This window comes from Bacillus sp. RE35, assembly GCF_052146655.1.
Taxonomy (GTDB): domain Bacteria; phylum Bacillota; class Bacilli; order Bacillales; family Bacillaceae_G; genus Bacillus_A; species Bacillus_A cereus.
Map to the genome: position 1 here is coordinate 427,065 of NZ_CP197377.1, position 14,683 is coordinate 441,747.

Here is a 14,683-nt window from a genome sequence, read left to right on the forward strand (position 1 = left end):
TCATGCTACAATGAAAACGAATTAAGGACCGGGGAGCCAATTGGCTGAGAGGATGTAAGTAAACATCGACCCTCAACCTGATCTGGATAATGCCAGCGTAGGGAGTTACTTAAAGTGATGTAGCATATGTTATTCTGTAATAACTTGCATACAAGGCTTTCCTACGCAGTAGGAAAGCCTTTTCTTATTTTTGAAATTTATTTTTATAAGGGGGATTTTATTATGTCACAACAAGTTACAATGTCATTTTCAGTAGTACCACAAGCAAAAACGAAAGATGTATATTCTGTTGTCGATAAAGCAATTGAAGTTGTGCAACAATCGGGAGTTCGTTATGAAGTAGGGGCAATGGAAACAACTTTGGAAGGAGAATTAGATGTACTTCTTGATGTCGTTAAACGTGCGCAACAAGCTTGCGTCGATGCTGGAGCAGAAGAAGTGATTACTTCTATTAAAATCCATTATCGTCCAAGCACTGGTGTAACGATAGATGAAAAGGTTTGGAAGTACCGTGATGAATATGCAAAACCAGAAGCAATCTAAACTTATTACAACTATTTGGCTTATCCTTCTCATTGCGATATGGGAAGGATCTGTTTCATTATTTAAAATCGAACCGTGGATTTTACCAAAGCCTTCTGCCATTGTTCAAGAATTAATTGGGATGAAAGATTTACTATTACCAAATACGATGCAAACACTGCAGGAAGTTATAATTGGACTATTCTTTGCAATTTTATTGGGGACGAGCATCGCAATTATTATGGACGTTATACCGTTATTTCGTATTTTAATAAATCCATTGCTCGTTATTTCGCAAACAATTCCAATTGTTGTACTTGCACCGCTATTTATTATTTGGTTTGGATATGGGATGTTGCCGAAAGTAATGGTCGTAATACTCGTTTGTTTCTTCCCAATTGCGCTTAGTATTTTAGAAGGTTTTCAAACAGTAGATAAAAACATGCTGAAACTGTTACAAACAATGAAGGCGACAAAATGGCAAGTTTACCAGAAAGTAAAATTTCCAGCAGTGCTTCCATACTTTTTCTCAGGTTTAAAAATTGCAGTTACATATAGCGTAATGGGGGCAATTATCGGAGAATGGCTCGGTGCAAGTGAAGGATTAGGCGTTATGCTTACGAGGGCTACAAAATCCTTTTTGACTGCCCGAGTATTTGGTGTTGCAGCAATCATCGTTATGGTGACATTATGCCTGTATTTTATCGTAGAGTTTATGGCAAGAATAACAGCACCATGGATATATAGAAAGGACGGCAGAAAATGAAAAAAGGTTTGAAAGTTATGTTAGCTGCCTTAGTAGCGGTAGGTGTGGCTGGATGTAATCCGGCGAAGAAAGAAGAAAGTGCAAGTAAAGATCAAAAAGTAAAAGTAGTATTAGATTGGTTTCCAAATACGAATCATACTGGCTTGTATGTAGCGCAAACGAAAGATTATTACAAAAAGCAAGGATTAGATGTAGAAATTATTCAACCAGGTGACAATGTAACAGCAGAGCAAATGATAGCATCAGGAAAAGCAGACTTCGCAATAAGCGCACAAGAAAATGTAACGTTAGCTCGTGTGGAAGGAATTCCTGTTGTATCTGTAGGAGCGATTATTCAGCATAACACTTCAGCGTTTGCATCGCTTAAGAAAGATAATATGACGTCACCGAAAGATTTTGAAGGTAAACGTTACGGCGGCTGGGGAGGACCAGCGGAAGAAGCGACATTAAAGACGATTATGGATAAACATCAAGCTGATTTTAATAAAGTTGAAAAAATCATCTTAGGACAAACAGATTTCTTTAAATCAATCGGTCGTGATGCAGATTTCGAATGGATTTATTACGGTTGGGATGGTATTGAAGCAAAGCGCCAAGGAAAAGAGTTAAATACGATTATGGTGAAGGACTTAGATCCAGCGCTTGATTTCTATAGTCCTGTTATTATTACGAGTGAAAAACATACGAAGCAAGATAAAGACTTTGTGAAAAAGTTTATGAGTGCAACGACAGAAGGTTATAATTTTGCAATTAAGGAACCGAAAGAGGCTGCTGATATTTTAATTAAAGCTGTTCCAGATGTAAATAAAGATTTAGTTCAAGAAAGCCAAAAATGGTTAAGTACGAAGTATCAAGATGATGCTAAAGCATGGGGAGTACAGAAGGAAGAAATTTGGACGAATTACATGAATTTCTTATATGACAACAAAGTTATTAAAAAGAAAATCGATGTAAAAGATGCTTTTACAAATGAATTCCTTCCAAGTGAAAAATGAGCGGATTACAAATAAAAAATATAGTGAAATCTTTTGACGGAAAGAATGTATTAGAGAATATTAGTGCCTCTATACAAGAGGGAGAGTTTGTTTCCTTTGTAGGACCGAGTGGTTGCGGGAAAAGCACATTATTAAACATGATTGCAAATGTTGAAAAACCAACAAGTGGGAACGTAACGTATAACGATAAGCAAGTACAAGAGCAAGATGTTGTTAGTTATATGCCACAACAAGATTTATTACTACCGTGGCGATCAGCTTTGCAAAATATCGTTCTTCCGTTAGAAATTGAAGGAAAGCCGAAAAAACAAAGGCTGACAGAAGGAATGGAAGCATTAAAACAGTTCCAACTAGATGAATATGCAGACCATTATCCAGATGAATTATCTGGTGGTATGCGTCAAAGAATTAGTTTTCTGCGCACATATTTATGTGAAAAGCCAATTATGCTGCTGGATGAGCCTTTTGGTAAATTAGATGCATTTACAAAAATGGAAGTACATAGCTGGCTTTTAAACTCTTGGCATCAAGAAAAGCAAACAATCGTTATGGTGACACATGACTTAGATGAGGCAATCTTGCTTTCAGATCGCGTATTTATTTTATCTCAAAGACCAGCGTCAATAGTTGGCGAGGTACAAGTGAAATTACCTAGGCCGAGAACGATGGATATGTTAACATCACTCGAATTAAAAAAGGATAAAGAAGAGATTTTAAGTGTGTTAGCTCCTTATATGAAAAAATAGAAAAAGCCTTTTAACAGTTTTTAGTATAATTACTGTTAAGAGGCTTTTTTTAGAATATGAAAAGATGGAGAAGGAACAAAAGGGAAAATAGAGAATAGAATATAACAGAGTAGTTTATACTCTTAATATAACAAATGTTAAAGGAGTGAAAGGATAAAATGACTTTATCAACTGTTCTTCAAATGGTTTTAGCTTGATATGGGAGAAGTCTGCCCATTTTTTAAGATTAAGCTAAATTGAAGACAGCAGGTAAAGAACCTTAATCCTTTTTTACGATAATATGTAATGGGTAAGGTGTATTCACCTTACCCATTTTTATATGCATAATTAAATAAGGCTTCATACTGTTGGTCTCTCTATTTAGCTTATGGACGATAAGTAAAGGAGAGAAAAAAATGAGTATATTAATAGTAGAAAATTTAAGTCATTCGTATGGTGAGAAAACCATCTTATATAATGCGTGCTTTCGATTATTAAAGGGGGAGCATGTTGGGTTAGTAGGGAAAAATGGGATTGGAAAATCAACACTGCTAAGAATTTTAACAGGAGAACTTATACATGATGATGGGAACATTGAATGGTTTCCACATGTGAAGGTTGGATTTTTGCAGCAGCATATAGATTTACAAGAAGGAATAACAATTGAAGGATACTTGCAAAGTGCATTTTCTAACTTGTATGCGATTGAATACGAAATGTTAAAAATTGCAGAAGAGATGGCTGAAGCAGTAGAAGTAGAAAAATTGTTAGTAAGGTATGGAGAGTTACAAACTATATTGGAAAACTCTAATTTCTATCAAATTCATACAGAAATTGAAGAAGTGGCAATTGGTTTAGGGCTGTTTGAAATAGGATTGGAAAAGGATGTTTCAAAGTTAAGTGGAGGACAGCGGACAAAGTTATTACTAGGAAAGCTTCTTCTAGAAAAAGCTGATGTTTTATTGCTAGATGAACCAACGAACTATTTAGATACAGCACATATAGAATGGTTGCAATCGTACTTGAAACTGTACGAAAAAGCTTATATTATCATTTCGCATGAGGAAGTATTTTTGAACAATATTACGAATGTCATTTACCATCTAGAAGAACGAAAAGTTAAGCGATATGTAGGGGATTATGAAAAGTTTTTACAAAGTTACCAAGTACAAAGGAAACAATTACAATCGGCGTATGTGAAACAACAAAAAGAAATTGCTCAGTTAGAAACATTTATTCAAAAAAATAAGATTCGAAAAGCAAAACAGGCAAAAAGTCGAGAGAAAGTATTGGAGAAAATGCAAAGGGTTGAAAAGGTAAATAATGTACCTCAGTCCCGTTTTGCTTTTACTGTTTATAATGAACCAGTAAGTCGTATATTACAGGCTGAGAAACTAAGAGTGGGTTATAGTGAGCCGTTATTTCCAGACTTGAATTTACAAGTGAAAAAAGGAGAAAAGATAGCTGTTGTTGGTCATAACGGTATTGGAAAAACGACAATGTTAAAGACGTTATTAGGTCAAATAAAGCCGCTAAGCGGTTCAATTTTTGTTGGGGAACGAGTAAATCCTGCTTATTTTGCACAGGAAGAGTTTGCTTCAGAAATAACACCGTTAGAGAAAGTTTGGGCAGAACGACCAGATATGACAAAGAAAGAAGCGCGCCAAGCATTAGCGAAGTGTGGATTGAAAGAAGAACACGTATTAAAACCTATTCGTTTATTAAGCGGTGGAGAGCAAACGAAAGTGCGTTTATGTGAACTTATCGTAACGAAAAGCAATGTTTTAATTTTAGACGAACCGACTAATCATTTGGATGTAGAAACTAAGATGGCTTTACAGGAAGCGTTACAACAATACAAAGGAACGGTTTTAATTGTCTCACATGAACCTTCTTTCTATGAATCGTGGATAACAAAAGTATGGAATATAGAAGATTGGAATACTGAACAATATGAATAAAGAAAAGGCATTAGCTTTTAGGAGCTAATGCCTTTTCTTTGTGATTAACATGATTTTCGAGAACTCTTACATGAGAATTGTATGAAGAAGCACTCTTATGGTGCGCTTATAAGCGTGCTTTTTCTTTTGTTATATTTATAATACGAAAGCCTTTCCCTAACAGGTGACTATCTTTCTTTATATATATAGATAGTTCAAAATGGAATGAAAATAATTCCTTTATGTAAAGGATAATATGGATATTATAGGAAGACAATAGAAATTAAAGGAAATTCATGCAAAATTCAAATGAACTTCATATGAACTTCATATTAGAAATTAAATATAATCATAATAGGTTATTATGATATTTTTGATTTTTCGTAAAATTAAAAGTTTGAATTTAGGAGGTATTGCTCAAACCTAAATTCAAACTTTAGTGAATTAATTAATGGATATTACGTCTAGTTTTCGCTAATGACGGTATTTAAAAGTTCGGCAGGATTACCTGTTCCTGCACCGCCAATTGTAATAGATCCACCAGGAGGAATTTCACCATTCCATCCTGCGTTCGTAATTACATAATGATTATTTGTTTTACTACTAATTTTAGAATCCCAAACTTGTGTTAAATTACCGCTATAATCAAATTCTAATTTCCAATTTTTAATAGGAGTCGTTCCATTATTTTTGATTATAATCGAGAAGTTATAACCGCTGCCCCAATTCGAAGTGACTGAAAATGTAGCAGTACCATTTCCATCAGGAGGTGTCGTATTAGCTTCATCCGTTTTGACAGTAAGAGCGGTAGGTTGTGATTTATTTCCAGCAGCATCTTTGGCAATTATTGAAAATGTGTATTCCGTATTAGGTTTTAAGTTTTTAATTGTAATGCTATTTGTTGTTGTACTCCATTTCTCTTCTCCAGCAGTAATTTCATATTCCATAACTCCTACGTTATCAGTAGATGCAGTCCAGTTTAATTGAACTGAGTTTGAATTTTTATTCGTAACTACAACGTTTTTAACATTCGTTGGTGGCTCAGTATCTTTTTGACTAATAGGTCCACCAAGTAATTCTTTTACTAGCGTATCAAGTAATTTTGGACCACTGCAACTATATTTTGGACTTGTACGGCAATCTCCGCTTAGTTCCCAAAACATTGCTCCACTTAAACCTTTCGTCTTTATATAGTCTGTTTTGTATTTCATAGATTCATTGTCATCGTAGCTAATAAATGTGCCTGTAGTTGCATTATATAAATAAGGTACTTTAGCTGTGTCATTCCAGTAGCGTACAAAACCATTTTTATTAACGTAATTGGCTGCTAAATCACCGTAATCATACACACCTGTGTCACCGGTAGAATAATCATCCCAAGTACCTTTAGAAGCAAGTTTCCCATCACTACCTGGTTTGCAAGGTTGATATTGTCCGTTATTTTCTTTTCCACAACTTTTCCAGCCACGTCCGTAAAAGGGTACGCCTAATACTAGTTTATCGACTGGAACACCTTCATTTGTATAAACATTTATAGCACCATCTACGTAAAAATTCGTATTTGCTGCTGGGTCATTTGGATCCTTATATAGAGCTGCATTATGATTAGAAGTAGCTTCCCATCCGCCGTGGAAATCATATGTCATAATATTAATCCAATCGAGTATTTGAGAAATTTTCTTTAGCTCTGTATGATCAGCGTAGCGTTGGCTTGCGCCTGAAGCGATTGTTAGTAAATATTGTTTGCCATCTTCAGTACCTGCTTTATTCAAAGCATTTCGGACGTCTTGAAGAAGGAGAGTGAAATTTTGTTTATCTTCAGGACGATAACTACCACCAGGAATCGTTTCAACGCCCGGATATTCCCAGTCTAAATCTACGCCATCAAACCCATATGCGCGAAGAAAAGCTACTGTAGATTCAGCAAATACTTTTCTTGTTTTTTCATCAGCGGCCATATCAGAAAAGCGGTTAGACCAAGTCCAGCCACCAACGGAAATAATTGTTTTTAAGTGAGGATATTTAGCTTTTAATCGTTTTAGTTCTCCGAAATTTCCGCAACGGGCATATTTATCGCAATCTTCCCAAGTTGTACCTGAGCCAGGATACGATTTGGTAACATCAGCCCATGGTTCCCCGAGTACGAGAGTACCATTAGGAACCTCTTTATTTTGCAATGGTACACCAGATTCTTTACAGTTCCACGTTTGTTTATTTGGATTATCAGGATGAGTAGAAGGGTTTCCATGTTTTCCATTCCAACAAATATCCGCGAAAGCATAGTTAAGGTGAGTAAGTTTTGATGCATCAATGTCAGCAACTTGATAATTACGTCCGTAAACGCCCCACGAAGGAAAGTACCCAACAATTTTTTGATTTTGCTTTGGTGAATCTGCTAATGCGAGATTTGGAGTAATAAAATTTGTGAGAAAAAGAGGTAAGAAAAGTAGTAGAGATAGTAATAGCAGTGTGAATTTTTGAGACCTCATAGCCATTTCTCCTTTCAAAATAAAAGATATATTTAAAGGCATACGCCAATAAATCAAAATGAATCTAGACGTATGAAACGTCTAGATAAAATGATCAGACATCACGAAGTCTATACAAGGGAGCTGGGGGTGATTAAATCGTAACAAATGTAAGATTTAGTGTAAACGCTTTATTCAGTTGTAAAAGACTTTCTCAATACAAAAAGGCTTGAATACAAACTATATATGAAAACGAAAGATCGGTATGGGAGGAAATAGCTCATTATAAATAAATTTGAGAAAAAATTGTATGGAGCCAATTATTAAAGACGTAGAAAGATAAGGAAATATCATATAAAATAATAGTAAAAATATGTAAAGGAGGGAATAGTGTGGATGTGTTTTTGAACATTGCTGAAGAAAAAATTCGAAAAGCAATACGGAACGGTGATCTTGATTATCTTCCGGGAAAAGGAAAACCACTACAATTAGAAGATTTTTCAATGGTACCTCCAGAACTTAGAATGAGTTATAAAATTTTAAAAAATGCGGGAATGATTCCACCAGAAATGGAACTACAAAAAGATATATTAAAAATAGAGGATCTAATTGCTTGCTGTTATGATGAAGAAGAGAGAAAGAAATTAAGAGAAGAGTTAACAGTAAAAACGCTTCGTTTTCAGCAGGTAATGGAAAAGAGAAAGATTAAAGATAGTTCAGCTTTTCGTATGTATCAAGAAAAAGTATTTCGTAAATTACGCTAAGAGGGATAATATGACTACATTTAAAACGATAGAAGAATTAGCGACCTATATCGAAGAACAACAATTGGTACTTCTGTTTATTAAAACGGAAAATTGTGGTGTTTGTGATGTTATGCTAAGAAAAGTAAATTGCGTATTAGAGAATTATGATTACGTAGAGAAAATAGAAATATTACTACAAGACATGCAAGAGATTGCGGGGCGATATGGAGTATTTACAGGGCCAACAATTTTATTATTTCATAATGGAAAAGAAATTCTTCGTGAATCACGCTTCATTTCACTTGAAAATCTAGAGAGAATCATTCAATTATTCGAGGAATAGGGGAGGCTTTTATATGGGATTTATTATTGTCATACTATTATTTGTTGTAGTTGGAATAATCGTAACAGCAGTTCGATCGAACAAAAAGAAGGTGAACTTGGCGAAACAAAATAACATACATAATTCATCTAACAGCTCATCACCATTATTTTTCTTTGCTGGATCGGATAATGATAGCTCGCATGATGGCGGTTCACATGATTGTGGAGGCTCTTTTGGGGGAGATAGCGGAGGAAGCTGCGGTGGCGGTGGGGATTGATGAAAATGCGCCTTATATAGGCGTATTTCTTTTTAAACAAACGTTTGATTAGTCGGCTTACATATACATAAACACAGTTAAACAAACGTTTGATTAATATTTTTAACATACTAAGGGGAATGGAAATGAAAAGGGAACCGAAAGTGAAAAATAAGGGGAAAGTAGTGTTATTTTTATTAGCTGCGGGAGGCGTATTTCTTGTTAAATTAGCATTTAAATTTGGAACAATACATATGATTCGAACTTGGTTTGAAAGTACGTTTTCTTAAATAAGGAATATAGCCTCTTGCGATAGAGGTTTTTGATTTGTTATTATTAGACTGAACGGTCGGTTTAAAGAGGTGTGAATATGAGAAGAAGCGCAGAAGAGATAAAGAAAGAAATTGCATACAAAGCAGAAAGTCTATTTTCACAGAAGGGCTACGCAGCTACATCTATGGAAGAGATTTGTGAAATTACAGAGCGAAGTAAAGGAAGTATTTATTATCACTTTAAAAGTAAAGAAGAATTATTTTTATTTGTAGTGAAACAGCATACGTATGATTGGCTTGAAAAATGGAATGAAAAAGAGAAGTTGTATAGCACTAGTACTGAAAAACTATATGGTCTCGCGGAATATCATGTAGAGGACATACAGCAACCAATTTCAAATGCCATAGAGGAATTCTCTATGAGTCAAGTTGTAAGTAAAGAGATTTTGGAGGAACTATTAGCTTTAACTAGAGAATCATATGTTATGTTTGAGAAATTAATTGAAGCAGGTATACAGTCTGGAGAGTTCCGTGAAGATAATACTCGTGATCTTATGTATATTGTGAATGGATTATTATCAGGGCTTGGAGTACTTTACTACGAGCTAGATTATAAAGAGTTGAAGCGTATTTATAAAAAGGCAATAGATGTATTGTTAAAAGGAATGGCAGCTGAATAATAGGTCAGTTGCTTTTCTTACAAAATAAATTAGACTGAACGGTCGGTTTGTGAAAGGGGAATGAAAATGAACGCTTTATTTAAAAACCGAGCATTTATGCTCGTTATGGCGTCTGATATTTTACAACAATTTGCAATTTGGATCAGAAATATGGCTCTTTTGTATTTTATAATGGAGCGAACGAATAATGATCCGGTTTCTGTTTCTTTGTTATCAGTTATGGAATATGCACCTATTTTTATTTTCTCGTTTATCGGTGGTGCGCTAGCTGATCGCTGGAATCCGAAAAGAACAATGGTCACTGGAGATGTGTTGAGTGTACTGTCTATTATAGGAATTGTCCTGTTGTTAAAGCTGGATTATTGGCAGGCTATATTTTTTGCAACACTCATTTCCGCGATTGTAGGTCAGTTTTCTCAGCCCTCATCTTCGCGCATATTTAAGCGCTATGTAAAAGAAGAACAGGTAGCAAATGCGATTGCATTTAACCAAACATTACAGTCATTATTTCTAATTTTTGGACCAGTGGTAGGATCGCTTGTGTATACACAACTTGGTTTATTTACGTCACTATATAGCTTAATCATTTTATTTTTGTTATCTGCTATCGCCCTTTCATTTTTACCAAAATGGGTTGAAAAAGAGCAAGTGGCGAGAGATTCATTAAAAAATGATATAAAAGAAGGTTGGAAGTATGTTCTTCATACGAAAAATTTACGTATGATTACGATCACTTTCACCATTATAGGCTTAGCTGTTGGATTAACAACTCCATTAGAGGTGTTTCTTGTAATAGAACGCCTTGGAATGGAAAAGGAAGCAGTTCAATATTTAGCTGCAGCTGATGGAATAGGTATGTTAATTGGTGGTATTGTTGCTGCAATTTTCGCTTCAAAAGTGAATCCGAAAAAAATGTTCGTATTCGGTATGGGCATATTAGCAATGTCATTTTTAGTAGAAGGGCTATCTACATCATTTTGGATTACTAGTTTCATGAGGTTTGGAACAGGTATTTGTTTAGCTTGTGTTAATATTGTTGTCGGTACGCTTATGATTCAACTTGTACCAGAAAATATGGTTGGAAGAGTAAATGGGACGATTTTACCACTGTTTATGGGGGCAATGCTAATTGGAACTTCACTAGCTGGAGGATTAAAGGAACTAACTTCACTAGTTACTGTGTTTTGTATAGCAATGGCACTTATTTTATTAGCGATAGGGCCAGTTCTACGTATGCAAATAAAAAAAGAAGATGTTGCTAATAAAGAGGCACTAACAAATTCGTTAGCTTCGAAATAACTATTGTAAGGGAGCAATATTGCTCCCTTTTTCTTTGAGGAACTTTTGACAACTATATGAGCCAATTATATACTGATGTTGTAAAAACGATTTTACAGGTTAGGAGCAATGGTGTGAAAAATCAAATCTATGAATTACGCACTGAAAATAATATTTCACAAGGCGCATTAGCTGATAAATGTAAGGTTTCTAGACAAACGATAAATGCAATTGAGAATAATAAATATGATCCAAGTTTAGCGTTAGCATTCCGTTTAGCTGAAGTATTAGGAACAACTGTTGATAAATTATTTTTGTACAAGCAGTAGAGTCGTTCATTATAAGTCGCACCTTTAAAAATAAAAAAGATCCTCTTCTTATGAGAAGAGGATCTTTTCTTATAGCGTTTTAGTCTTTGGACTAGGTGGTGTAACGGATGTATTATTTTCTGGAACTCTAGTTAGTAAAAATCCTCCGATAATAAACAGAACAATAATACTAAGAACACCAGCGTTTGTTTTTCCTGTTAATTGGGTTGTAACACCGACTAATACCGGACCCATAATTGCGGCAAACTTGCCAAATATATTATAAAATCCGAAGAATTCATTAGCAGATTCTTTAGGTACTAGTTTTGCAAAGTATGAACGACTTAGTGCTTGAATACCACCTTGAGATGTAGCAACTAACATTGCTAAAATCCAAAAATCAAGTGTCGTTTTTAAAAAATAAGCATATGTGCAAATAATGATATAAATAATGATACCGACATATAACATTTTTTTACCAGTAAATGTTTCAGATAATTTTCCGTATAGTAAAGCAAATGGACAAGCGACAATTTGTGTTACAAATAATATGATTAATAGATTCGTTGCACTAATACCGAGATCGGTTCCGTAAGCGGTAGACATAGTAATAATTGTGTCGACTCCGTCAATATAGAAAAAGTAAGCGATTAGAAACATAAATACAGTTTTATATTCTTTAATATTTTTAAAAGTATCAGCAAGACGTTTGAAGCTCATTCTAATAGGTCTTGGATGACGCTCAATATAGTGTGTTTGCTCTACGTTTTTTAGCATTGGAATTGTAAATAATCCCCACCAAAGAGCTGTTATTGCAAAGGAAATTTGACTAGCAATGCCGACCGATAAGGGAATAGTTCCTTTTTGGGAAAGAATAATAAGAGCGATACAACCGATAAAAGGAATTGTACTCCCGATATAACCTAATGCAAATCCTCTTGTAGAAATTCGGTCCATTCTATCTTCAGAAGTGACGTCTACTAAAAATGCATCATAGAAAATGTTTGCTCCAGCAAAGCCGATTAAGGCGAGCATATAGCACCCTAGCAATAAGTACCACTGAGAGGTTGGAACGACTGCTAACATACTTGTAAATACGATACCGAGTCCAAAGAAGAATGTGAAAAAACGTTTTTTAAATCCTTTATAATCAGCAACTGTGCCAAGAATAGGAGCAAGTATAGAAATTAAAAGTGTTGCGAATGAGTTTGCATATCCCCAATATGCTGTTGAAGTTGCCCCAGATAGTCCAGCTTCTTTTGCAGCTGCTTTAAAGTAAATTGGAAATAATGCAGTTGTAATGACGAGCGAGTATACAGAGTTCGCCCAATCGTATAATATCCAGCTTTTTTCTTGTCTGGACATTTTTTTCATATAATGTTCCCCCTTAAATTTGTTTTACTAACAGTGTACAAAAATAAAAATTATAAAAAGAGAAACAGTGATGAATTTTACATAACTTTTACATATATAAACTGTTCTTTACAATTGGAGTAAATCCTCTACAATTGCTCCGTCTGTTTCACCTAAGTGTAAACCGAGTAGTCTAGCGATAGTTGGACCTTCATCAATAAGTCTCATATACGGGACGGTAACGCCACTTTTTATTCCTTTCCCAGCAGCGATAAAAATTGTTTCATAGTTAGGTTTTGTTGGAGAGTATCCATGCGTACCAAATGTATATTTTTTACTAGGCGTAACATCTTTTTCGGTAATTTCTTTTATAAAATCTCCTGTATAGTTTTCAGTGAAATAATACCCTTCTCGTGCTTCTAACATGAATAAACAATTACCGTCTGCACCGCAGTCTTTCGCAGCTTCATCATGAAGTATAAATTCAATTCCGTTTTGTTTATTTTGAAGTAGCTCTTCAAGGAGTAGTTGTACCTCCCGAATTGTATCCGTATCATTTTTGTCCTTTACATATACATAGGCAGAGCCGTCGCAACTTTGGCAATAGGCTTTCCAGTCTACTAATTTTCTTTTTTTATTAAGAGATATAAGTCCTCTTTGATGGAATAGCACATTTAATTGTATGGATTTGTTTTCACTTAAAGCGCTATGATCACCAAGGGCAATAATTGTACTTTCTTCGTATAAGTCACTTTCTTTTAGTGCTTGAATAATTTTCCCTAGACGTTCGTCGTGTCTCTGGATAGCAGCTATTGTTTCGTTAGATTCAAAGCCGTGATAGTGTCTTTGTGTGTCTAAATCGGTGAAATGTACGAACATGATATTAGGCTTTTTCGTCTGGATTGTATGCACAGCAGAGGCGAGGACGAAATCATCCAGCTCTGGTTGTGATAAACCATTTCTTATATGGCCGAAACGACGATTTAAATCTAATTGGTATAGTGGGCTACCGCTAAATAAGGAAACTAACACTTGATTTTGCCAAGGTCTATTTGGAAAAATTTCTGGTAAATTGTAATCGATGTTCGCTCTTCCAGTAACAGGCCATAGAAGGGCAGCTGTCGTTAAATTTGCTTTGCGCGCTTCATCATACAATGTTGTTCCTTTTATTGATTTTCGGTACCAATGCCAATCAGGTGATTCACGCCCTGGTTGAAGTAACGTATTGCTAACAACACCGTGCTTGTTAGGGTAATTACCGGTTACGATTGTTGAGTGGCTTGGATATGTTACAGAAGGATAAATTGGTTCTACTTTTTCGACAACCGTGCCCTTTTTTATTAGAGATTGGAAATGAGGTAGTTTTTGTAGTATAGGAAAATCTAAAGCTGATAAACAGTCGAATGATAAAATAATGACATGGTTTGTTAATGCTTTATCCATAAAGTTCCCTCCTGATTATATAAAACCTATTCTTATATATTACTATTAATACCTAGTAATAAAAATATATTTTTATGTGAAAATTTATTATTTATTTTCAGAAAAATTAAACATATAATTAAGTATAAGGGAATCTATGGAAGGAGGAAACACTATGGATTGGTTAGATGGATTTGGTATCTTTTACATCATTGGCGGAATCACGATTATCCTTGTATTTGCTATTTCATATTTACTAAAGAAACGGTTTCCAGACAAACAGTTCGATATTATATTTGCACTTAGTTTAATACTTCTTTGCTTAGCGTCCTTTCCCGTTACAATGATTGTTATTGGTGGGTGGGAAGGAATGGGATATGGATTTATTGGTTTCTTCGTTCTACTTGGTACACTTATCGGTATGATTGCACATCAACTTGTGAAAATTACGCGGAAAAGCTACGTATAAAACTGCAAAAAATGAAAAGAATATATAAAAATAAGAAAATTAGCTATTGTTTTAAAAAAGAATTTGTATTATGATAATCAACAAATTTATTTCGTTATAACGATGAAAAAGGACTAGTACATGTTCAACCTTTTTAGCAGAGAGAGAATCCGTCAGGC

Annotated in this window: 16 protein-coding genes, 1 riboswitch and 1 other annotated feature (1 of these 18 running past the window's edge); of the genes, 13 read left to right on the forward strand and 3 right to left on the reverse strand. The window is 34.8% G+C overall.

Going from position 1 to position 14,683, the window contains the following annotated elements:
- The first annotated feature begins 19 nt into the window (after positions 1-19).
- Positions 20-121, forward strand: a riboswitch (TPP riboswitch).
- Between the two features lie 101 nt (positions 122-222).
- From ACTL4X_RS02230 to ACTL4X_RS02250, 5 genes are all read left to right on the forward strand, one after another.
- Entirely contained in the window at positions 223-543 is a 321-nt protein-coding gene (locus ACTL4X_RS02230) for an MTH1187 family thiamine-binding protein (protein WP_000082906.1), read from the forward strand.
- Positions 515-1,288 (forward strand): ABC transporter permease, encoded by a 774-nt coding sequence (locus tag ACTL4X_RS02235; RefSeq protein WP_001057166.1) that lies wholly within the window; start codon positions 515-517, stop codon positions 1,286-1,288. The genes ACTL4X_RS02230 and ACTL4X_RS02235 overlap by 29 nt, the downstream gene beginning before the upstream one ends.
- Positions 1,285-2,283, forward strand: a complete 999-nt coding sequence (locus ACTL4X_RS02240) for an ABC transporter substrate-binding protein (RefSeq protein ID WP_000715573.1) — start codon at positions 1,285-1,287, stop codon at positions 2,281-2,283. The genes ACTL4X_RS02235 and ACTL4X_RS02240 overlap by 4 nt, the downstream gene beginning before the upstream one ends.
- Positions 2,280-3,029: an ABC transporter ATP-binding protein gene (locus tag ACTL4X_RS02245; protein WP_000016088.1), complete on the forward strand. Its 750-nt coding sequence runs from the start codon at positions 2,280-2,282 to the stop codon at positions 3,027-3,029. Before ACTL4X_RS02240 ends, ACTL4X_RS02245 begins: the two co-directional genes overlap by 4 nt.
- 395 nt (positions 3,030-3,424) lie before the next feature.
- Positions 3,425-4,969: an ABC-F family ATP-binding cassette domain-containing protein gene (locus ACTL4X_RS02250; protein WP_086400877.1), complete on the forward strand. Its 1,545-nt coding sequence runs from the start codon at positions 3,425-3,427 to the stop codon at positions 4,967-4,969.
- A 443-nt stretch (positions 4,970-5,412) separates the two neighbouring features.
- Here the strand turns inward: ACTL4X_RS02250 and ACTL4X_RS02255 are convergent, their stop codons facing one another.
- Positions 5,413-7,437 (reverse strand): glycosyl hydrolase family 18 protein, encoded by a 2,025-nt coding sequence (locus tag ACTL4X_RS02255; protein ID WP_075676627.1) that lies wholly within the window; start codon positions 7,435-7,437, stop codon positions 5,413-5,415.
- A gap of 371 nt (positions 7,438-7,808) precedes the next feature.
- Between ACTL4X_RS02255 and ACTL4X_RS02260 the strand changes: the two genes are divergently transcribed.
- From ACTL4X_RS02260 to ACTL4X_RS02290, 7 genes are all read left to right on the forward strand, one after another.
- Positions 7,809-8,180, forward strand: coding sequence for a J-domain-containing protein (locus ACTL4X_RS02260; protein ID WP_017657409.1), 372 nt, complete (start codon positions 7,809-7,811; stop codon positions 8,178-8,180).
- A gap of 10 nt (positions 8,181-8,190) precedes the next feature.
- Complete coding sequence (locus tag ACTL4X_RS02265; protein ID WP_000206515.1) at positions 8,191-8,505, forward strand: thioredoxin family protein; 315 nt, start codon at positions 8,191-8,193, stop codon at positions 8,503-8,505.
- A 13-nt stretch (positions 8,506-8,518) separates the two neighbouring features.
- A complete protein-coding gene (locus tag ACTL4X_RS02270; RefSeq protein ID WP_000505774.1) occupies positions 8,519-8,764 on the forward strand; it encodes a hypothetical protein in 246 nt (81 codons plus the stop codon).
- Between the two features lie 125 nt (positions 8,765-8,889).
- On the forward strand, positions 8,890-9,033 hold the full coding sequence (locus tag ACTL4X_RS02275) for a hypothetical protein (protein ID WP_000817981.1): 144 nt from the start codon (positions 8,890-8,892) through the stop codon (positions 9,031-9,033).
- Positions 9,034-9,113: 80 nt separating this feature from the next.
- On the forward strand, positions 9,114-9,695 hold the full coding sequence (locus ACTL4X_RS02280) for a TetR/AcrR family transcriptional regulator (protein ID WP_001254439.1): 582 nt from the start codon (positions 9,114-9,116) through the stop codon (positions 9,693-9,695).
- A 66-nt stretch (positions 9,696-9,761) separates the two neighbouring features.
- Positions 9,762-10,994 carry an MFS transporter gene (locus ACTL4X_RS02285; protein ID WP_000992579.1) on the forward strand — a complete coding sequence of 411 codons (1,233 nt, stop codon included), beginning with the start codon at positions 9,762-9,764 and terminating at the stop codon, positions 10,992-10,994.
- Between the two features lie 56 nt (positions 10,995-11,050).
- Positions 11,051-11,302 carry a helix-turn-helix transcriptional regulator gene (locus tag ACTL4X_RS02290; protein ID WP_002023181.1) on the forward strand — a complete coding sequence of 84 codons (252 nt, stop codon included), beginning with the start codon at positions 11,051-11,053 and terminating at the stop codon, positions 11,300-11,302.
- Between the two features lie 69 nt (positions 11,303-11,371).
- On the opposite strand, the gene ACTL4X_RS02295 is transcribed toward ACTL4X_RS02290, so the two are convergent.
- On the reverse strand, positions 11,372-12,655 hold the full coding sequence (locus ACTL4X_RS02295; RefSeq protein ID WP_000738812.1) for an MFS transporter: 1,284 nt from the start codon (positions 12,653-12,655) through the stop codon (positions 11,372-11,374).
- 108 nt (positions 12,656-12,763) lie between these two features.
- Positions 12,764-14,077, reverse strand: a complete 1,314-nt coding sequence (locus tag ACTL4X_RS02300; protein WP_000356410.1) for an alkaline phosphatase family protein — start codon at positions 14,075-14,077, stop codon at positions 12,764-12,766.
- A 154-nt stretch (positions 14,078-14,231) separates the two neighbouring features.
- On the opposite strand from ACTL4X_RS02300, the gene ACTL4X_RS02305 reads away from it, so the two are divergent.
- A complete protein-coding gene (locus ACTL4X_RS02305) occupies positions 14,232-14,525 on the forward strand; it encodes a YesK-like family protein (protein ID WP_000383850.1) in 294 nt (97 codons plus the stop codon).
- Positions 14,526-14,618: 93 nt separating this feature from the next.
- Positions 14,619-14,683: a binding site (T-box leader), on the forward strand; it runs 142 nt beyond the window's last position.

What these genes read in the sequence shown, in the direction of transcription:
- ACTL4X_RS02230 (WP_000082906.1), top strand. Translation starts at nt 223, where the DNA reads ATGTCACAACAAGTTACAATGTCATTTTCAGTAGTACCACAAGCAAAA.
- ACTL4X_RS02290 (WP_002023181.1), top strand. Translation starts at nt 11,051, where the DNA reads ATGAGCCAATTATATACTGATGTTGTAAAAACGATTTTACAGGTTAGG.
- ACTL4X_RS02280 (WP_001254439.1), top strand. Translation starts at nt 9,114, where the DNA reads ATGAGAAGAAGCGCAGAAGAGATAAAGAAAGAAATTGCATACAAAGCA.
- ACTL4X_RS02300 (WP_000356410.1), bottom strand. Translation starts at nt 14,077, where the DNA reads ATGGATAAAGCATTAACAAACCATGTCATTATTTTATCATTCGACTGT.
- ACTL4X_RS02285 (WP_000992579.1), top strand. Translation starts at nt 9,762, where the DNA reads ATGAACGCTTTATTTAAAAACCGAGCATTTATGCTCGTTATGGCGTCT.
- ACTL4X_RS02255 (WP_075676627.1), bottom strand. Translation starts at nt 7,437, where the DNA reads ATGAGGTCTCAAAAATTCACACTGCTATTACTATCTCTACTACTTTTC.
- ACTL4X_RS02275 (WP_000817981.1), top strand. Translation starts at nt 8,890, where the DNA reads ATGAAAAGGGAACCGAAAGTGAAAAATAAGGGGAAAGTAGTGTTATTT.
- ACTL4X_RS02305 (WP_000383850.1), top strand. Translation starts at nt 14,232, where the DNA reads ATGGATTGGTTAGATGGATTTGGTATCTTTTACATCATTGGCGGAATC.
- ACTL4X_RS02250 (WP_086400877.1), top strand. Translation starts at nt 3,425, where the DNA reads ATGAGTATATTAATAGTAGAAAATTTAAGTCATTCGTATGGTGAGAAA.
- ACTL4X_RS02270 (WP_000505774.1), top strand. Translation starts at nt 8,519, where the DNA reads ATGGGATTTATTATTGTCATACTATTATTTGTTGTAGTTGGAATAATC.
- ACTL4X_RS02265 (WP_000206515.1), top strand. Translation starts at nt 8,191, where the DNA reads ATGACTACATTTAAAACGATAGAAGAATTAGCGACCTATATCGAAGAA.
- ACTL4X_RS02235 (WP_001057166.1), top strand. Translation starts at nt 515, where the DNA reads ATGAATATGCAAAACCAGAAGCAATCTAAACTTATTACAACTATTTGG.
- ACTL4X_RS02295 (WP_000738812.1), bottom strand. Translation starts at nt 12,655, where the DNA reads ATGAAAAAAATGTCCAGACAAGAAAAAAGCTGGATATTATACGATTGG.
- ACTL4X_RS02240 (WP_000715573.1), top strand. Translation starts at nt 1,285, where the DNA reads ATGAAAAAAGGTTTGAAAGTTATGTTAGCTGCCTTAGTAGCGGTAGGT.
- ACTL4X_RS02245 (WP_000016088.1), top strand. Translation starts at nt 2,280, where the DNA reads ATGAGCGGATTACAAATAAAAAATATAGTGAAATCTTTTGACGGAAAG.